We start from the raw sequence: 19292 nt of genomic DNA, 5'->3' as shown, positions 1-19292 counted from the left end.
CGGGATCATGCCTTCTGAAGTGCGGCGGCGGCCTCCGTCACCGCCTTGGCGTGGCCGGGCACCTTGACGCCGTGCCACGCCTTCGCGATGCGGCCATCCGCCCCGACCAGGAAGGTCGAACGGTCGATCCCCATGTATTTGCGGCCATACATCGATTTCTCGACCCAGGCGCCGAAGGCCTCGACCACGGCGCCGGATTCATCCGAGGCAAGCGGGAAAGCGAGATTGTACTTGGCGGCGAATTTCTCCAGCGCCGGCATCTTGTCCTTGGAGACGCCGATGACGTCGATCCCGATGCCGCCGAGTGCCGGCAGCGCCTCCTGGAAGGCGCAGGCCTCCTTGGTGCAGCCTGGGGTGTCGGCCTTCGGATAGAAATACAGGATGAAGGGCCGGCCCTTGTAGCCGGCAAGCGAAACGGTGCGCCCGCCGGTCGCGGGCAGGGTGAAATCCGGCGCGTGGTCGCCTTCGGCAACGCTCATGCTGTGTCTCCTCGTGGATTGGTGATGCCGCGCGGATCGCCGAGATGGCGCACGAAGGACGTGCGGACGACGGCGGCCTGCGCCTCCATCGTTGCGATGATCCCGTCGAAATCAAGCGCACCGGCGGCGGCGAGAATGGGGGCAAGGGCGGATTGCGGCGACTCCGGGCGGGGATCGGCGAGGCCGGTGATGCGGCGCATGGCCTGCACGGCGCGATACCAGCGATCGGCCGCCGCGAGCGCGCTGGCCTCTTCGGGGTCGAGCGCGCCACAGGCTTCGAGTTCCGCCAGCGCCTCGGCGGTGCGCTGGCGGAACCGCGCGGGCGCGCCGCGGAAATGGACGAGTTGCAACGCCTCGGCGATGAAGCCGAGTTCCATCATACCACCTTCGCGGTGCTTGAGGTCGAACGGGCCGGCGGGCGGGGCGTCGCGCGCGAGGCGGGCGCGCATCGCCACCGTGTCGGCGCGGGTGGTCGCGGGCGGGATGTCGCGCGCGAGGGCGGCGCGGAACTCGGCATCGACCACCGGCGCGAAACCGCGGGTGGCGGCGAGCACGCGCGCGCGGGTCAGCGCGAGGCGTTCCCACGTCCAGGCTTCCTCGGCATGGTAGCGGCGGAAGGCGGCGCGGGAGACGGCGACCGGCCCCTTGTTGCCGGACGGGCGGAGCCGCATGTCGACCGCATAGATCGCCCCCTCGGCGCCGGGCGCGGTGATGGCGGCGACCAGCGCATGGGCGAGGCGCAGGAAATACTGGCTGGGCGGCAGCCGGGCAGCGGCGGCTTCGGGGGGATGGTCGTAGATCAGCATCAGGTCGAGATCGGAGCCGGGCTGCATCTCGCGCGCGCCGACCCGCCCGAGGGCGACGATGGCGAAGCGCCCGCCCCGCACCCGGCCGTGGCGGGCGGCGAAATCGGCCATCACCCGCGGCAGCAGCGCGACCAGCGCGGCATCGGCGAGGTCGGTGCGCCAGAGCGATGCCTGGTCGGCGCTGATCCGGCGCTCCAGCGTTGCGACCGCGAGGTGGAATTCCTCGCGCCGGACGAAGCGGCGCAGCGTGTCGAGCGCGGTTTCGAGATCGGCGGCGTCACGCAGCAGGCGGCGCAGTGCCGGGCCGGGGCGGGTAAAGCGGGCGACCGGGGCGAGCAGCGCATCGAGCGCGCCGGGATGGCTGGCGAGATGATCGGCGAGCGGCGGGGCGGCGCCGAGGACGGTCGCCAGCCGGTCGAGCAGTGCCGGGTTGTGCTGGAACAGCGAGAGCAGGCTGACGCCGGCGCTCTGGCGTTCCAGCATCCGGTCGAACCGGCGGAAGGCGAGATCGGGGTCGGGCTGGCGGCCGAGGGCGCGCAGCAGCGCGGGCAGGATGGAATCGAGCAGTTCGCGGGCGCGGGCGGTACGCAGCGCCGGCAGCGTGCCGTTGCGCCAGAGACGGAGCCTGACCGCGAGATGTTGCGGATCGGCGAAGCCCAGCCCGCGCGCCTGCTCGGCGAAGGCGGCGGGGGCAGCACCGGACTCGCCGGGATCGGGTGCTGCATCCTCGTTGCGGCCCGGATCGGCGTCGAAGAAATCGGCGAAGAGGGCGTTCACGGTCTCGCAGAGCGCATCGAGCCATGCGGCAAACCGCGCGGCGTCCGGCATGTTCATGAAGGTCGCGAAACGGGCGAGGCCGGCCTCGGTCTCGGGCAGGGTGTGGGTCTGGCGGTCATCGACCATCTGCAGCCGGTGCTCGACCTGGCGGAGCGCGCGATAGGCGTCGGCGAGGTCGCGCGCGGCGGCGCGCGGCAGGTGGCCGGCGGTGGCGAGCGCGCGCAGGGCCGGCAGCGTCGCCGGGATACGCAGCGCCGGCTCGTGCCCGCCCCAGACCAGTTCCAGCGTCTGCACGATGAACTCGATCTCGCGGATGCCGCCGCGGCCGAGCTTGACGTCGCGCCCGGCGATGCGGCCCGGGGCGTCGCGCCGGCGCTGATCGATCCGCCGCTTCATCCCGTGGATTTCGGCGACAGCGGCAAAATCGAGATTGCGGCGCCAGATGAACGGGCGGATCTGCTCGAGGAAGGACGCGCCGAACGCGCGGTCGCCGGCGACCGGCCTTGCCTTGGAAAACGCGGCGCGCTCCCAGGTGCGGCCCTGGCTTTCATAGTAGCTGAGCGCGGCGGCGAGGCTGACCACCGGCGGGGTGGCGGCGGGGTCGGGGCGCAGGCGCAGATCGACGCGGAAGACCATGCCATCCGCATCGCGCTCGGTGAGCAGCGGAACGAGATCGCGCGCGAGACGCGCCATGGCGGATTGCGAATCGTCCCGGTAAACGGAAGATGAAGGATCGAACAGCAGCACGAGGTCGATATCGCTCGAATAGTTCAACTCGCGCGCGCCGAGCTTGCCCATGCCGAGCACGGCGAAGCGGCTTCCCCGTTCGGGATCGGCCGGATCGGGCAGGCTGATGGTGCCGCGCGCGTGCAGGTGACGCAGCAGATGGCGCAGGGCGAGGCCGATGCTGGCATCCGCGAGGTCGGACAGGGCGGCGGTGACCTGCTCGACGCTCCAGGCCCCGGACAGGTCGGCCAGCGCGATGGCCAGTGCGGCACGGCGCTTGGCCTGCCGCAGGGTGCGGCCGATCGCGGCGCGGGTGGCGAGCGGATCGGCATCGCGCAGCAGGGCCAGCGCCTCTTCCATCACCGGGCCGGCGCCCTCGGCGAGCACGCGCGGCGGGATATCGGGCTCGCGCAGGGCGAGATGGACGAGATGCGGCGCATTGCCGCCGAGACAGTCGAGCAGGGCACGGCCAGATGCCGCATCGGCGAAGCGCCGCGCGGCGGGGCCGACGGCGACGAAATCCGCGACGAACGACGCGGCGGCGCGCGTATCGGCGGGGGGCGGAAATCCGGGAGCCGGCGCCAGAAATTCGTTCATGCGTTCCGGAGTGTTCGATGAGGCGGCGGCTGCGTCAAGCCGGGCGGGTCGCCGGGCATGTCGGCCATCACGGCGCGCGGCTGGCGGGGACGTTGGCGCTGGTCGCGCTGCTGCTGCTGGGGGTCGCGGCCTGGCGGCTGGGCCAGGGGCCGGTGGACCTGCCGCCGCTCGCCGCGCGGATCGGCGCGGCGGTGAATGCCGCCGAGCCGGGACTGACCGTCACGGTGGGGCGCGCCGGCCTGGCCTGGGAAGGATTCCGGCGCGGCGGCGCGCCGATCGACCTACGCCTTGCCGACATCGTCATCCGCAACCGCTCGGGGGCGGTCAAGGCGCGGATCTCGACGCTGCGGGTCCGGCTCGGCCTTGCGGCGCTGATCCGCGGCGCGATCGCGCCGATCAGCATCGCCGCCCACGAACCCGCCATCGTGTTCCGCCCCGCCTTGCAGAAGCCGGCCGGGCTGGCAGCGCCGCCGGTCGCGGTCGGGGCGCTGCTGACGCTGATTTCGCAATCGCCGCGGACGGGCCGTCTCGACCTCGCCGGGCTGCGGCGCATCCGCATCACCGGCGCGCATGTCGCCATCGAGGCGGCGGGCGCGCTGCCAGGCCTTGCGGCGAACGACGGCGCGCTGGTCTTCACCCGCCGCCCGGGCGGGCGGATGAGCGGCACCGCGCGGGCCGATTTCCGCAATGGCGGCACGACGCTCCCGCTGGTGATGACGATCGTCGGCGAGGCCGGCAAGGGTTGGGTGACGGCGCTGCTCGGGCCGTTCGACCCGGCGCGGCTGATCCGGCGCGGCTCCCCGTTCGCAGCGGTCGATCTGCCGGTCATGGTCGCGGCCTCGTGGCCGGTCGGGCAGTTCCGGACGCCGGAACTCGATCTCGGCGTCAGCGCGGGACGCGGGAGCATCGCGGCGGGAACCGGGCAGCTGCCGCTCACCGGTCTGCAGGCCCACGCGGTGGCCACGCGGGATGCGGTCCGGCTGACGGATGCGCGGATCGGCCTTGCCGGGGCAAGCGGCGCGACCGGACCGGTGGCGCGACTGCATGGGCGGATCGCGCTGCGCGGCGCCCTGCCCACCACGCTCGATGCGGCGATCGACCGGGTCCAGGCCACGGACCTGCCCCGCGACTGGCCGCCCGGCCTGCTGGAGGATGCGCGGCGCTATGTCACCCGGCACATCACCGCCGGGGTGGCGCAGGACGGGCGGTTCCACGCCATGTTCGATCTCGCGACCGGCGCGCTCGCACCGGGGGCGGCAACCGGCAGCTTCACCGCGCGCAATGTGCGGCTCGACTGGTTCCACGGCGCGCCGCCGATGACGGGGCTGGCCGGGACGCTGCATTTCACCGCCGATGACGCGCTCGACATCGACGCGACGGCGGGCCAGCTCGGCGGCCTTGCGCTGCGCGGACACATGCGGATCACCACGCTCAGCCGGCACGACCAGACGGCGATCATCGACGCCCATGCGGCCGGCGGGCTCGCCGATGCGCTGGCCCTGCTGCACGGCCCGCCGCTCAGGCTGAAGACCGGCCGATTGCGGCTGGACCTGGCGAGCGGGCGGGTGGCGGCGCGGATCGAGGCGAAGGTGCCGCTGATCCGCCGGCTCGCCCTCTCGGACATCACGATCCGGGCAACGGCGGGGCTCACGGCGCTGCATCTGCCCCTGCCCTTCGCCGGGCTCGCGCTCGATGGCGGCAGCGCGGCACTGGAGGTCGATCCGCACCATCTGGCGCTGCATGGCAGCGGAAGCGTGGCGGCGACCGCGACGCGCTTCACCGCGTCCATGGCGCTGCCGGGCGGGCAGCTTACGCTGGTCGCGCAGGCCGACGCCACGCGGCATGCGCTGGCGCAACTCGGCCTGCCGGTTGCGGCCTGGCGGGCGGGGGCGGCGCCGCTCACCGTGACCTATCGCGACGGGGCAAGCGGCGGCGTGCTGGATATCGGCGCCGACCTGACCGGCACGACTCTTGCCGCACCCGGCTTCGGCTGGCGCAAGGCAGCGGGGCAGCCCGGCCGGGCGACGCTGCGGATCGGGCTCGGCGGCGGCGCATTCGCCGGGCTGGAATCGGCGCATGTTTCGGCACCCGGCCTGCGGTTCGACGGGGTGCGACAGGCCGGTCGCCTGGCCATCGAGGCGGCGCGGCTCGGCCCGTTGCAGGCCAGCGGCACGCTGACGCCGCCGGCAGCCCCCGGCCGCCCGTGGCGGGTTTCGCTGGCCGGCGGCACACTCGATCTGGCCGGGCTGATCGCCCGCGCCCGCGCGCAGCCGGGCACCGGTGCCGCGCCCCCTGCCCAAGCTCCGCGCCCGGCATCTCGCCCCGCATCGCCCGGCCCGGCCTGGCAGCTGCGCGCGCGATTCGCCCATCTGCGCCTGCATGCCGCACCGGCCCCGGTAGCGGGGGCGGCGGAGATTGCCGCGACGGGGAACGGCGCGCGACTCGCAGGGCTGGACGCGACGCTCGAACAGGCGCCCCAGCGACGCGCGCGGCTAAGCTATCACCGCAGCCCAGGGGGGGCGCGACTCCGGCTCGATGCGCCGGATGCCGGCGCGCTGCTCGCGGAGGCGGGCATCACGAGCGGGGTGAGGAACGGCACGCTGACATTCGATGCGACGCGGCAGGGCGGCATGATGAAAGGGCGCCTCGGCATCGGCGATTTCCGGCTGACCGAGGCGCCGGTGATCGCGAAAGTGCTGCAGGCGCTGACCATTTATGGCATGCCGGCGGCGACCTCCGGGCCGGGACTTGCCTTCACCCGGCTGGTCGCGCCGTTCACCATGGCCGGGCAGGTCGTGACGCTCGGCGGGGCGCGGGCGTGGTCGCCCTCGCTCGGGTTCACCGCCACGGGGCAAATCGATCTCGGGCGGAAGCACTACGACCTCTCCGGCACGATCGTGCCCGCCTATGCACTCAACACCCTGCCCGGTCGGATTCCGCTGATCGGCCGTCTGTTCAGCCCGGAGAAAGGCGGCGGGCTGTTCGCCGCGCGCTACACCGTGGCCGGGCCGTTCGGATCGCCGCGGGTGATGGTCAACCCGGTCTCGGCGCTGGCGCCAGGTTTCATCCGCGACCTGTTCGGCATCGGGCCGCCGGAACCGGGCCAAAAACCTTGACGCAAACGTCAGGAAGCATCCGCAAAGATTGACTTGCCGAACGACGCCCCATAGATCATCCAGCAAAGAACAGCGACGCGAAACGCCAAACCTGTGGAGTGACCATGAAGCTGCTGGTGCCTGTGAAGCGTGTGGTTGATTACAATGTGAAGGTCCGGGTGAAATCGGATGGCAGCGGGGTCGAACTCGCGGGCGTGAAGATGTCGATGAACCCGTTCGATGAAATCGCGGTCGAGGAAGCGGTGCGGCTCAAGGAAAAGGGCGTGGCAACCGAGATCGTCGCGGTGTCGATGGGCGTGAGCGCCTGCCAGGAAACGATCCGCACGGCGCTGGCGATGGGGGCGGACCGGGGCATCCTGGTCGAGACCGAGGCCGAGCTGCAACCGCTGGCGGTGGCGAAGATGCTCAAGGCGCTGGTCGCGCGCGAGCAGACCGATCTTGTGATCATGGGCAAGCAGGCGATCGACGACGACATGAACGCCACCGGCCAGATGCTCGCCGCCCTGCTCGGCTGGCCGCAGGGCACTTTCGCCAGCAAGGTCGCGATCGCCGACGGCACCGTGACGGTGACGCGCGAAGTGGATGGCGGGCTGGAGACGGTCGCGCTGAAGCTGCCGGCGGTGGTGACGGCGGATCTGCGGCTGAACGAGCCGCGCTACGCCTCGCTGCCGAACATCATGAAAGCGCGCAAGAAACCGATCGAGACGGTGAAGCCGGAAGATCTGGGCGTCGACCCGGCGCCGCGGCTGACCACGCTGAAAGTGGCCGAGCCGCCGCAGCGCAAGGCCGGGGTCAAGGTCGGCTCGGTGGCCGAGCTCGTCGAGAAACTGCGCAACGAAGCGAAGGTGATCTGATCATGGCAGAGGTTCTGGTTCTCATCGAGCACGACGGCGCACACGTGAAGCAGCCGGCGCGCAGCGCGGTTGCGGCGGCGGCGAAGCTCGGCACGGTGCATGCCCTGGTTGCCGGCGACGGCGTGGCTGGCGCAGCGAAGGAAGCCGCCGCGATCGCCGGGGTGGACAAGGTTCTGGTCGCCGACAGCAAGGCGCTGGCGCACGCCCTGGCCGAGCCGCTGGCCGACCTGATCGTGAAACTTGCCGGCAATTACACGCATGTTCTTGCCGCCTCGACCGCGACCGGCAAGAACGTGATGCCCCGCGCCGCAGCCCTGCTCGACGTGCAGCCGATCAGCGACATCGCCGGGGTAGTGGATGCCGACACCTTCGTCCGCCCGATCTATGCCGGCAACGCGATGGCGACGGTGAAATCCGCCGATGCGAAGAAGCTGATCACCGTGCGCGCGGCGAGCTTCGATCCGGCCCCGGCCGAAGGCGGGACGGCGACGATCGAGACGATCGAGGCCGGGGTGGATTCCGGTGGATCGAGCTTCGTCGGCGCCGAGCTTTCGAAGAGCGAGCGGCCGGAGCTGACGGCGGCACGGATCGTGATTTCCGGCGGCCGCGGCATGCAGAACGGCGAGAATTTCGGCAAGCTGCTCGACCCGGTCGCCGACCGGCTGGGGGCCGCGGTCGGCGCCTCGCGCGCGGCGGTCGATGCCGGGTTCGTGCCGAACGATTACCAGGTGGGGCAGACCGGCAAGATCGTGGCACCGGATCTCTACATGGCGGTCGGCATTTCCGGCGCGATCCAGCATCTCGCTGGGATGAAGGATTCCAAGGTGATCGTCGCGATCAACAAGGACGAGGACGCGCCGATCTTCCAGGTCGCCGATTACGGCCTGGTGGGCGACCTGTTCACCCTGCTGCCGGAGTTGCAGAAGGAACTCGGCTGAGCCCTGCGGGCTTGAGCGACATCAAGGCGCCGGGCGGCCGTAAAGGCTAGCCCGGCCTCTGTTTCGATCGGAAGGAAATGCAGATGGAGATCAGGACTCTCGGTGTGCTCGGCGCGGGCGCGATGGGCAACGGCATCGCGCATGTCGCCGCCCTGTCCGGGCTCGATGTCGTGCTCGTCGACACCGCGCAGGCGGTGCTGGAGAAGAGCATGGCGACCATGCGGAAGAACCTCGAGCGCCAGGTGCAGAAAGGCACGATCGACGCCGCGTCCGAGGCGGCAGCCCTCGCCCGCGTCTCGCCGATGACGACGCATGACGCCTTTGCGGCATGCGACATGGTGATCGAGGCGGTGCCGGAGCGCGAGGAGATCAAGCGCGCGGTCTATGCGCAGGTGATCCCGCATCTCGCACCGCACGCGATTCTCGCCTCCAACACCTCGTCGATCTCGATCACCAAGCTCGGCCGGGCCTCGGGGATGGCGGAGCGGTTCGTCGGCATGCATTTCTTCAACCCGGTGCCGATGATGAAGCTCGTCGAGGTGATACGCGGGCTGGAGACCTCGGATGCGACGGTTGCCGCGGTCGAGGACCTGGCGAAGCGGATGGGCAAGATCACCATCGCGGCACAGGACATGCCGGGCTTCATCGTCAACCGCATCCTGGTGCCGATGCTCAACGAGGCGGTGTTCGCGCTGCACGAGGGGATCGGCGACGTGGTGTCGATCGACAACGGCATGAAACTCGGCGCCGGGCACCCGATGGGACCGCTGACGCTGTGCGACCTCGTCGGGCTCGACGTGGCGCTGGAGGTGATGCGGGTGCTGCATGCGGGGCTGGGCGAGGACAAGTATCGCCCCTGCCCGCTGCTGGTGAACTATGTCGAGGCCGGCTGGCTCGGCCGCAAGACCGGGCGCGGCTTCTACGACTATTCGACCAACCCGCCGACGCCGACGCGTTAGAGCATCATCCGATCAGATGGAAACATCTGATCGGATAAAGATGCTCTAATAAACCAAAAGACAGAGCACGACATCCGATCCGGATGGATCGGAACGTGCTCTGAAGCATCATCCGATCAGATGGAAATATCTGATCGGATAAAGATGCTTTGACAACCAACAGGATAGAGCTGGATCGTCAACCGAAAACCCGGCGCCGCGTGGCGCCGGGTTGTTGCGTTTTGCGGAGCCCGATTCAGGATTTCCACTGGCTGAGCACGACGCTGGCGATGATCAGCACGCCGCCGAGAACCTGGGCGGAAGCGAAGATCTCGCCAAAGGCAGCACCCACAAGCCCGGCCCAGACCGGCTCCAGCGTGTAGATCAACGTGGCGCGGTTCGCGGGGATGCTGCGCTGCGCCCAGTTCTGCGCGACCAGGACGAAGGCGGTGGCGAGGCCCATGCCGGTCATCGCCGCGAAGGGAAAGGCGTGGGTCGTGATCATGATGCCGCCGCGCACCGCCTCGACGGCGAAGGAGATGACGCTGACGGTGGCAAGCTGCACAATGGCGATGCGGCGCGGATCGGCGGTGAGGGCGCTGTGGCCGATCAGCACGATTTCGAGTGCCGCCCCCAGCGCGCCGCCCAAGGTGAGCCACTGGCCGCGGTCGAAGGCGAACGACAGGCCGGTCATGCCCGAGACGAGGACGAGGCCGGCGAAGGCGAGCGCGAGGCCGGCGAGCGCGAACAGGCCGGGGCGGCGGCGGAAGATCAGGAATTCGAGCAGCGGGACCATCGGCACGTAGAGCGCGGTGAGAAAGGCGGATTCGCCGCTCGCCACGGTGCGCAACCCGTCCGCCTGCAAGCCATAGCCGAGGAAGAGGATCAGGCCGATAGTAACGCCGCTCGTGATCTCCCTCCGGGTGAAGCTCGCCGGGTGCGGGCGGGTCACCAGAACGACGGCGAGTGCGGCGACGCCGAAACGCCAGCCGACAAAGGCATAGGGGCCGATATAGGGCAGCGACAGGCGGGTAAGCAGGAACGTCCAGCCCCAGATCACGGTCACCGCAAGCAGCACGATGACCGGGGCGTTCGGACGCGACAGGAAGCTGGAGACCGGCGATGACGGGCGGGCGATATCGCTCATGATCTCTATCAACGCGATCGCCGCGCGCGCGGCAAGCCCGCCCGCTCAGGTGAGGCGCAGCCTTGCTTCCACGACATCCTCCTCGCCCGGAATATGGGCGATCGAGAAGCCGAGATGGCGGATGAAGGCGAGCATCGGGTGGTTGTCGGCCAGGACCTGGCCAACCATGTCGATCACCCCCTCGTCGCGCGCCCAGTCGATCAGGTCGCCCATCAGCACCGAGCCGAGACCGACACCCTTCGCGCCACTCTCGACGAGGATGGCGAATTCGCCCTCGGTGCCGTCGGTATCGGAGCGGACAAGGCGGGCGACGCCGACCGTCTCGGCGGTCGCGGTCTCGACCGCGATCAGGGCGAGTTCACGGCCGTAATCGACCTCGGTGAGACGCACCACCTGCTCGGGCGCGAGCTGGCGGACGGCAGAGAAGAAGCGGAAGCGGACATCCTCCGGCGCGAGGCGGGTGAACAGGCGCTGATGGGCGGCGGCGTCTTCCGGGCGGATCGGGCGGATCTGGAACACCCGCCCCTTCAGCGTCAGCGTATGGGCGAGATGGGCGGGATAGGGGGTGATCGGCAATTTCGCGCGCCGCTCGCCGGGCGCGTGCAGGGTGATCCGGACATTGGCCGCCACCACTCCCGCGCCGGTGGCGAAGAGCGGATCGATGTCGAGGCGCTCGATTTCCGGCCAGTCGACCACGAGCTGGCTGATGCGGACGAGGGTGCCGGCGACTGCGGCGCGGTCCGCCTCGTCGATGCCGCGGGCGGGACGGAGCAGCGCGTTGCCGCCGGCGCGGCGGATCAGCCCCTCGGCGAGCTTCAGGTTGAGCGGCGGGAGATCGAAAGCAAGGCGCGAGGCGTCGGTGGCATCGCCGCCGCCGGGGCCGAAGCCGATGGTGGGGCCGACAAAGGGCTGCTCGCCGACCAGGATGCGCAGTTCGCGCGCACGCGGCAGCTGGTGCTGGACGAGGAAGCGCGCGCCCTCGGGGAAATCGCCCCGGCGGCGCAGGCGGGCGGTGATCAGCGCGGCCGCGGCCGCGGCGGAGGCGGCGTCCGGCAGGTCGAGCGAGACGCTGCCCTCGGGGCGACGCTGCGCCAGATCGGGGTGGGAGACCTTTACCACCACCGGAAAGCCGAGCGACGAGGCCGCCGCCGCCACATCCTCGGCCGTGTCGACGATGCGGGTTTCGGCGGTTTCGATCCCATAGGCGCGCAGGATGGCGAAACACGCATCCTGCGGCAGGGCGGTGCGGCCGCCATTGCGGGCGAGGGACAAGGCGGCGTGGACGGCCGTGCGGTCGGGGGCGACATCGAGCACCGCGGAGGGCGGCAACTCGCGGGCGGCAGCGCGGATGGCGGCGTGGCGGAGCAGGTCGCCGAACCCTTCGACCGCGCGTTCCGGCGTGGCGAAAGCGGCCACCCCGGCCTCGGCCAGGCGGCGGCGCTGCGGGGCGGCGGTGGTCTCGCCGAGCACGGCAGCCAGCAGCGGCGCCCTGATGCTGCCGGAACAGGCGATCAGCCCGGCGATCGCGGCATCGTCCTCCGGGCCGGACGGGGCATGGATCACGAGCACGCCCCCCACCTCGGGCGCCGCGGCGAGCATGGCCGCGACATCGGCAAGGCGGGTGCCGGGCGTATCCGGCAGGGCGATCGGGCCAGAGGCAGGCGGCAGGTCGCCCAGCAGCAGGCCAAGAACCCGGCGGGTTTCGTCCGACAGCACGGCAAGCTCGATGCTGGCGGCGAGCGCCGTGTCGGCGGCAAGGCGGCAGGCGCCCTCGCTATTGCCGAGAATGGCGAGGCGCTCGCCCTGGGCGGGACGGGCGCGGGTAAGGGTTTCGGCGGCGGCGAGGAACTCGCCAAGGCTGGTGGTGAGCAGCACGCCGGCGCGGCGCAGCGCGGCCTCGAACCCGGCCAGCGCGATGCCGCTCGGATCATCGAGTCGCGCGCCGGGAACGATGGCGACGATCGGGCGCAGGCGTGCCGCCGCGCGGGCGGCCGAGAGGAACAGCCGCGGGTCGCGCAGCCCGGCGATTTCCATCAGGATCGGGCCGGTACCGGGGTCGCGCGCGAGATGATCCAGCACCCGGCCGAAGCCGATATCCGCATTGCCGCCGATGCCGACGACATGGGAAAAGCCGATGCCGTTGGGCGCCGCCCAGTCGATCACCGCGCGCGCCAGCGCCGGGGACTGGCCGAGCAGCGCGACGCGGCCGGGCGGGGGCGGCATGTGGCTGCGCAACGCGTTGAGCCGCGCGGCGGGCGCGGCGATGCCGAACGAGCGCGGGCCGATGACCCGTACCCTGGCAGCGAGCGCGATCTCGCGCAGCCCTTCGACCGCGGCATAGACCACCGCCGCGCCGCGGACGCGGCCGGCAAGGCCGGCGATGATTCCGGGAACCGCTTCCGGGGGATCGGCGATCAGGGCGAGATCGACACCGCCCTCATCCTCGCCGGGACGCACGATCCGGCCGGGAAAGCCGCCTGCCGCCAGCGCGTTGCCCAAAGCCTCGCCCAACGCCGTCCCTGCCCCCGAGAGCAGCACGGATTTCGGCGCGAACAGGGCGTCGGGATCGAAGCGGTTGACGATGGAATAGCCAAGCGGCTTCATCGCGTCTCCTTCGGCCGGCAGGGCACCCCACGCGCAATCGGCGCGTGGTTCGATGCCGGGCAGGACACTAGAGCATCACCGGATCAGATGGAACCATCTGACCGGATGATGCTCTGTTTATCAATGTAGTAGAGAACTCCATCCAATCCGGATGGATCGGAAAGTGCTCTAGACCGATCCGCCGTCCGATGAAACCGCCCGTGCGGGTAGCGCCGGGTCAGCCGATCGGGCGGCGCGGGGCACTCAGCTCGAAGGGCCGATGATTTTCGGCTCCGGCAGGGCAGCACCGCCACCGACATAAGCCGGATTGGCGTTGCGCACGCAGCGGGCGATCATGTCACGGCGGGCGTGGACCCGGGCCAGGCGATCATAGGACGCCGCGGCATCGGGCGTGCCCTGGAACGGGGTGGCGAACTGGTCGGTGCGGGAGAGATAGGCGTAGTTGTGTGTCCGGTCATAGGCATTTGCCTGCTGGGTGCAGGCGGCGATGTCGGCTCGCTCGGCCGGCGAGGCGGGCGGCGGCGCGCCGAAGGTGCAGGCGGCGAGCGGCAGGCTCAGCAGGGCGAGGGTCAGGATCGGGCGCGGCATGGCGGTTGTTCCTCGGATTGGCACGGCAGCAGTTGCGCGCGCAGGGCGTTCTCGTCGAGAGCCCCCGTATCGGTCAAGACGGTGCGGGCGGCCGCGCCGAGCAGCGCGCCGTCCAGCTCGGCGCTGCCCTGATCGAGCCGCACGAACCGCGCAGCCCATCCCCCCTGCGCGAGCAGGGCGACGAGGCCGAGCAGCCGCAGGCAGACGGAGATGCCATGCGCCGTCGAGAGATCGGCAATACGGTCGACCGAGGAGGCCCAGACCCTGGCGTCGCGGTCGCGCAGCACGACATCGGGGCCGCCGGCGAAGCGGAAGCCGCGGCGCGGCCCTTCGGCGCCGGCGCGAGCGGCGGAATGTGCTGCTTCCCAGGCCTGTTCGAGATCGCGCTTCTGCACCCGCGGCAGCCGGGGCGGCGACAGCGGCACGAGATGCAGTTCGGTACCATCGGCAGCGACGGCGCGGGGAATGGCGGCGGCCATGCCCGTCAGATGGCGATCCGCACGCCGAGTTCCACGACGCGATCGGACGGGATCTTGAAGAATTCGGTGGCCGAGATCGCGTTGCGCAGCATGAACAGGAAGATCGCCCGGCGGATGAAGCCGAGCTTGGGCACGGTCGCGGCGACGATGGTCTCGCGGCCGAGGAAATAGCTGATCTGCATCGGGCTGAAGGGCAGGCCGCGCTCGCGCAGCAGGTCGAGCGCGCGGGGAATGTTGGGGCTTTCCATGAACCCGAAGGAGAGCAGCACGCGATAGACCCCCGCTGAGAGTTCCTCGATCTTGGCGCGCCTTGCATCGCCCACGAAGGGCACGCCGGGATTGCGCACGGTCACGAATACCACGGTCTCGTGCAGCACCTTGTTATGCTTGAGGTTATGCAGCAGCGAGGAGGGTGTGTATTCGGGGTTGCCGGTCAGGAAGACCGCGACCCCGGGAACCCGGACGATGCGCGATTGCGGCAGCCGGCCGAGGAAGGAGGCGAGCGGCAGGCTGTCCTGCTGCCAGCGCTGATACAGCAGGGCGCGGCCGCGGCGCCAGGTGGTCATGATGGTGATGAGGCTGAAGCCGATGGCGAGCGGCACCCAGCCACCATCGAACACTTTCAGCACGTTGGAGCTGAAGAAGGCGAAATCGACCAGGCCGATCGCGCCAAACACCAGCACGGTGCGGCGGAGCGGCCAGTTGAAATGCCGGCAGAAGACGAAGGCGGCGAGCGCGTTGTCGCACAGGAAGGTGCCGGTGACGGCGATCCCGTAGGCCGAGGCCAGCGCGGCGGATGAGCCGAAGCCGAGCACCAGCAGCACGACGATGACGAACAGGAAGCTGTTGACCGGCGGGACATAGATCTGCCCCTGCTCGGTCTCGTTGGTGTAGCGGATCGGCATGCGCGGCAGCAGGCCGAGCTGGATGCACTGGCGGGCGACCGAATAGGCCCCCGAGATCACGGCCTGGCTGGCGATCACGGTGGCCATCATCGCGAGGACGACCATCGGACCGCGCAGCGCATGGGGCACCATGACGAAGAACGGGTTGGTCACCGCATGCGGATCGCGGATGACGAGCGCACCCTGGCCGAAATAGTTGAGCAGCAGGCAGGGCAGGACGAAGAACAGCCAGGACACGCGGATCGGCTTCGCGCCGAAATGCCCCATGTCGGCGTAGAGGGCCTCCGCCCCCGTCACCGCGAGGACAACCGAGCCGAGTGCGATGAAGGCGAGGAAATCGTGCCTGACGATGAACTCGAAACCATAGATCGGGATCAGCGCCTGCAGCACGAAGGGATGCTGGATGATCTGGTGCAGGCCGAGCAGGCCGAGCACGCCGAACCACAGCGCCATGATCGGGCCGAAGGCGCTGCCGACTCGCGCCGTGCCGAAGCGCTGGACGACGAACAGCACCAGGATCACCGCGATGGCGACGGGCAGGACGAATTCCTTGAGCCCGGGCGAGACCACCTCCATGCCCTCGACGGCGGAAAGCACCGAGATGGCCGGGGTGATCGTGCCGTCGCCGAAGAAGAGGCCGGCACCGCAGATGCCGATGATGCCGACGATCCATTTCGTCCGGTCGGACTGGGTGACGCGCTGGGCGAGCGCCATCAGCGAGAGTGTGCCGCCCTCGCCCTCGTTGTCGGCGCGCATGATCAGCAGGACGTATTTGATGGTGACGGTGATGACCAGCGCCCAGAAGATCAGCGACAGCACGCCGAACACGTCGGGTTCGAGGGAATTTTTGGTCGAGAAATAGCTCAGGCTGGTCTGCACCGCGTAGAGCGGCGAGGTGCCGATATCGCCGTAGACGACGCCGAGCACGCCAATCAGGCCGGCGAGACGGAGCTTCTCGCCGGGCGTGCCGTGCGGAGCCGCGCTTTCGCTCAAGCGGCGCTCCCGTCCCGGCCACGACCGATCGGCGGCACCTCGCCGGTCATGCCGGCAAGCACCTCGGCGACGTGGCGCACGGCGACCGGCTTGCCCTCGCGCGTCAGGCGGCCGGCCATGTTCAGCAGGCAACCGAGATCGCCGGCAAGCAGCAGGTCCGCACCGGTGGACACGATATCGGCCGTCTTGTCCGACACCATGCGGGCCGAGATGTCGGGATGCTTGACGCAGAACGTGCCGCCGAAGCCGCAGCAGACCTCGGGCGTGTCCATCTCGACGAGTTCCAGCCCCCCGACGCGGGAGAGCAGCGCACGGGGCTGCTCCTTGACGCCGAGTTCGCGCAGCCCGGCGCAGGAATCATGATAAGTGGCGCGCTGCGGCAGGGCGACATCGAGCCCGGCAAATCCCATCACGTCGACAAGGAAACTGGTCAGCTCGAAGGTTTTCGCGGCGATCTCGTCGGCCTTGAAGCGCAGGTCGGGGTCGGCCTCGAACAGGCCGGGCATGTGCTTGCGGAGCATGCCGGCACAGGAGCCGGAGGGGGCGACGACATAGTCGTAGCCGGCGAGCGCGGTGAGCAGGCCTTCGGCCAGGGCGCGGGCGGTTTCATGATCGCCCGAATTGTAGGCGGGCTGGCCGCAGCAGGTCTGCGCCCGCGGCACCTCGACCGTGCAGCCGGCCGCTTCGAGCAGGCGGATGGCGGCGAAGCCGACGCTCGGCCGGTAGAGATCGGCGAGACAGGTGACAAAGAGGGCGACGCGCGGGCGCGCCGCGGCGGCTTCACTCATGAGGACGCTCCCTTGGCGGATGACGATGTGGCGGCCTGCCGGGGCAGGAGGACGAAGATGCGGCCGGTTTCGGCCTCGGCGCTGGCCCGCGCCGCGGCCTTGCTGCCAAGGCCGAAGAAGATCTGCAGCGCCGAGGTGCCGTGCGCGCCGACATCGACATCCTGCGCTGTGGTCAGGCGGGCGAGCGTTTTGGTGGCGATGAAGACCGGTGCGCCGAGCGGGATCGTCTTCGCGTCGACCGCCGCCGAGCCTTCCGGTGCCAGCGGCACGTCGAGCGCGCCCGGCGTGCCGAGACCATCCGGCACGCCACGGATCCGCTTGAAGAACACGTAGTTCCTGTTGGCGTCCATCAACCCGCGCGCGGCTGTGGGATGGGCGAGCAGCCAGGCGCGGATCGAGGTGATCGAGACATCGTCAGGCTTTAGATACCCCTTCTCCACCATCAGCTTGCCGATCGGCGTGTAGACACGCCCATTGGTGCCATCGAACCCGAGATCGATCAGCGTGCCATCCGGCAGGCGCAGCCGGGCCGCGCCCTGGAGCTGGATCATGTAGGCATCGACCGGGTTCTTCACCCAGGCCACGACCTTGGCGAGGCGGCGGATCGCACCGCCCTCGATCTGGGCGCGGCTGTAATAGGGAACCATGGTACCGTAGCGCAGCCGACCGACGATACGCCGCTTGCCCGTCGTGTCGCGGAAGGCGGAAAGATTGGCGTCCACCAGGTCGCGCGGGCGGGCATAGATCGGCACGACATAGCCGTCTTCGCGGATTTCCGAACCGGGATAGACCGGCTCGTAATAGCCGGTGATGCGGGTGGTGCCGGAGGCGGCATAGGGCACGAGCCAGGTCTGGAAGAAGCTCTGCGCCGCTGCCGCGTCATCTGGCGGCACCGACGTCGCGGCGGCGCAGGCGGCGCGCCAGTCGCCGGCCTTGCCGCCGAGCGTGTCCGCAAGGCCAGCACCGCCCAGCGCCTGGTCGACCGGCATCACCGAGATCACCTTGCAGGAGCGCTGGAACGCCGGCAGGCCGGCGACGGCTTCATTCACGCTCCAGCCCGGCAGCGCGCTGTAGGCAACGCGGGACAGGCCGGAAGCGGCGCTATCCTGCCCGCCGGGGCGCGGCAGGGCACAGCCGGCGAGCAGAAGGAGGGCGGCGAGGCACGCCGGAGCATGACGCGACAGGAGAGCGCGCATGGTTCAGCCGCTGCGCGCCGCGGCGAGCCGCCATGTCGGGTCGGCGGCGCCGAGCTGCTTCTCGAAGGTCCAGAGATCGATCATCTCGGTCATCGATTCGGTGCCGGCGATCACCTGGCCCTGGCCGTCGCGCGTGAAGTTCTGCTGGTCGGAGACGAAGCGCACGACGATGACCGCCTCGCCGCCGATGATGTCCGCCTCGTCGATCGTGGTCTCGATGACGCGGAGGATTTCGGTGTGCTGGGTTTCGCCGGCCGCGTTGCGCGCGGTGATCGCCTGCTCGAACGTGGCCAGCACGGCCGGCGTCAGCAGCGACCGCAGCACGGCGAGATTGCCGGCGGCGAAGGCAAGCACGACGCGGCGGAAGCTGCCCTCGGCCGTTTCGAGAAAGCGGACCGGATCGAAGCCCCGCTCGGCGGCGGCGATGCGGGCGAGCGCCTGGCCGACGACCGTATGCGAGGCCGGAACCGGACGCGCGGGGCGGGACGGCTCGGCAACGCCGTCGATCACCGGCGGGCCAACGGGGCGCGGCGCGCCGCCGCCGGCGTTGGGCTCGGGCATCGGCGGCCGCTCGAACCCGGTGCGGCGGCCCAGCACGCTGCGCAGGCGCAGCACGAGGAAGCCCGCGACCAGCGCGAGAAGGACGATATCGACGGGGAATCCGGTATGCATGACGACAACGACACCTGTTTATGCGGGCGAGGCCCCTCCCCTCGTGATAGGCCGAGCGCGCCGCGCCCGCAACCGCGGCGGGAGGGAGCGGCGGTTTGCCGAAGCCGCCGGCTCGGGGTATCGACACGCCCATGATCCTGCTTCGTCACGGCCAGAGCGAGTTCAATCTCCATTTCACGGCAACGCGGCAGGACCCGGGAATCGAGGATCCCGGCCTGACGGAGCAGGGGCATGCGCAGGCCGCCGCAGCCGCCGCCGCACTTGCGGCGCGGCCGCTGCGGCGGCTCATCGTCTCGCCCTACACGCGCACCTTGCAGACGGCGGCGCCGATGCTCGCGCAGCGCCGCCTCGATGTGGAGATCTCACCGGATATACGCGAGCGGTTCCACTTCACCTGCGATATCGGCAGTCCGCCGGATCGCCTCGCCGCGCGGTTTCCGGAGCACGATTTCGCCCATCTGCCGCAGCAATGGTGGCCGGGGCGGACGGAATCCGAAGCCGCCGTGATCGAACGCGCCAACCGCTTCCGCAGCGCGATGGCGGCCCGGCCGGACTGGCGCGAGACCATCGTGGTCAGCCATTGGGCGTTCATCCTCGCACTGACCGGACAGTCACTGACCAACGGCACGTGGATCGAGTATGATCCCGCCTCGCCGCCGCCGTCGTCGCTGACCTGGCGTCCCTGACCG

15 protein-coding genes are annotated in these 19292 nt (G+C 70.3%); 5 read left to right on the top strand and 10 right to left on the bottom strand.

What is annotated here, in order from left to right:
- Positions 1–5 precede the first annotated feature (5 nt).
- Both B7Z76_RS02785 and B7Z76_RS02780 read right to left on the bottom strand, forming a co-directional pair.
- A complete protein-coding gene (locus tag B7Z76_RS02785) occupies positions 6–479 on the bottom strand; it encodes a peroxiredoxin (protein ID WP_174502797.1) in 474 nt (157 codons plus the stop codon).
- Positions 476–3385, bottom strand: a complete 2910-nt coding sequence (locus B7Z76_RS02780; protein ID WP_291342008.1) for a bifunctional [glutamine synthetase] adenylyltransferase/[glutamine synthetase]-adenylyl-L-tyrosine phosphorylase — start codon at positions 3383–3385, stop codon at positions 476–478. The genes B7Z76_RS02785 and B7Z76_RS02780 overlap by 4 nt, the downstream gene beginning before the upstream one ends.
- A 17-nt stretch (positions 3386–3402) precedes the next feature.
- On the opposite strand from B7Z76_RS02780, the gene B7Z76_RS02775 reads away from it, so the two are divergent.
- From B7Z76_RS02775 to B7Z76_RS02760, 4 genes are all read left to right on the top strand, one after another.
- Positions 3403–6501, top strand: coding sequence for an AsmA-like C-terminal region-containing protein (locus B7Z76_RS02775; RefSeq protein WP_291342006.1), 3099 nt, complete (start codon positions 3403–3405; stop codon positions 6499–6501).
- Between the two features lie 104 nt (positions 6502–6605).
- Positions 6606–7355, top strand: coding sequence for an electron transfer flavoprotein subunit beta/FixA family protein (locus tag B7Z76_RS02770; RefSeq protein ID WP_174502800.1), 750 nt, complete (start codon positions 6606–6608; stop codon positions 7353–7355).
- 2 nt (positions 7356–7357) lie between these two features.
- Entirely contained in the window at positions 7358–8293 is a 936-nt protein-coding gene (locus B7Z76_RS02765) for an FAD-binding protein (protein WP_174502801.1), read from the top strand.
- 83 nt (positions 8294–8376) lie between these two features.
- The gene (locus B7Z76_RS02760) at positions 8377–9252 is read left to right on the top strand and encodes a 3-hydroxybutyryl-CoA dehydrogenase (RefSeq protein WP_174502802.1); all 876 of its coding nucleotides are present in this window, start codon (positions 8377–8379) and stop codon (positions 9250–9252) included.
- 235 nt (positions 9253–9487) lie between these two features.
- Here B7Z76_RS02760 and B7Z76_RS02755 read toward each other — a convergent pair whose 3' ends face one another.
- The 8 genes from B7Z76_RS02755 to B7Z76_RS02720 form a co-directional block, all read right to left on the bottom strand.
- The gene (locus B7Z76_RS02755) at positions 9488–10378 is read right to left on the bottom strand and encodes a DMT family transporter (RefSeq protein ID WP_236656261.1); all 891 of its coding nucleotides are present in this window, start codon (positions 10376–10378) and stop codon (positions 9488–9490) included.
- A gap of 45 nt (positions 10379–10423) precedes the next feature.
- Positions 10424–12982: a bifunctional acetyl coenzyme A synthetase (ADP forming), alpha domain/GNAT family N-acetyltransferase gene (locus B7Z76_RS02750; RefSeq protein ID WP_174502803.1), complete on the bottom strand. Its 2559-nt coding sequence runs from the start codon at positions 12980–12982 to the stop codon at positions 10424–10426.
- A 243-nt stretch (positions 12983–13225) separates the two neighbouring features.
- Positions 13226–13570 (bottom strand): hypothetical protein, encoded by a 345-nt coding sequence (locus tag B7Z76_RS02745; protein ID WP_291342001.1) that lies wholly within the window; start codon positions 13568–13570, stop codon positions 13226–13228.
- The gene (locus B7Z76_RS02740; RefSeq protein ID WP_174502805.1) at positions 13552–14049 is read right to left on the bottom strand and encodes a hypothetical protein; all 498 of its coding nucleotides are present in this window, start codon (positions 14047–14049) and stop codon (positions 13552–13554) included. The genes B7Z76_RS02745 and B7Z76_RS02740 overlap by 19 nt, the downstream gene beginning before the upstream one ends.
- Before the next feature lie 5 nt (positions 14050–14054).
- The gene (locus B7Z76_RS02735; RefSeq protein WP_291341999.1) at positions 14055–15947 is read right to left on the bottom strand and encodes a potassium transporter Kup; all 1893 of its coding nucleotides are present in this window, start codon (positions 15945–15947) and stop codon (positions 14055–14057) included.
- Complete coding sequence (locus tag B7Z76_RS02730) at positions 15944–16735, bottom strand: (Fe-S)-binding protein (RefSeq protein WP_174502807.1); 792 nt, start codon at positions 16733–16735, stop codon at positions 15944–15946. Before B7Z76_RS02730 ends, B7Z76_RS02735 begins: the two co-directional genes overlap by 4 nt.
- Complete coding sequence (locus B7Z76_RS02725; RefSeq protein WP_291341998.1) at positions 16732–17931, bottom strand: murein transglycosylase A; 1200 nt, start codon at positions 17929–17931, stop codon at positions 16732–16734. Before B7Z76_RS02725 ends, B7Z76_RS02730 begins: the two co-directional genes overlap by 4 nt.
- 3 nt (positions 17932–17934) lie before the next feature.
- Positions 17935–18603 (bottom strand): Tim44/TimA family putative adaptor protein, encoded by a 669-nt coding sequence (locus B7Z76_RS02720; RefSeq protein WP_174502809.1) that lies wholly within the window; start codon positions 18601–18603, stop codon positions 17935–17937.
- A gap of 131 nt (positions 18604–18734) precedes the next feature.
- Between B7Z76_RS02720 and B7Z76_RS02715 the strand changes: the two genes are divergently transcribed.
- Positions 18735–19289, top strand: coding sequence for a histidine phosphatase family protein (locus B7Z76_RS02715; RefSeq protein WP_174502810.1), 555 nt, complete (start codon positions 18735–18737; stop codon positions 19287–19289).
- Positions 19290–19292 lie beyond the last annotated feature (3 nt).

It is taken from the genome of Acidiphilium sp. 20-67-58 (assembly GCF_002255515.1).
Taxonomy (GTDB): Bacteria; Pseudomonadota; Alphaproteobacteria; order Acetobacterales; family Acetobacteraceae; genus Acidiphilium.
The sequence above is the reverse complement of the archived record's forward strand: the minus strand, read 5'-3'. Positions and strand labels throughout refer to the sequence as shown.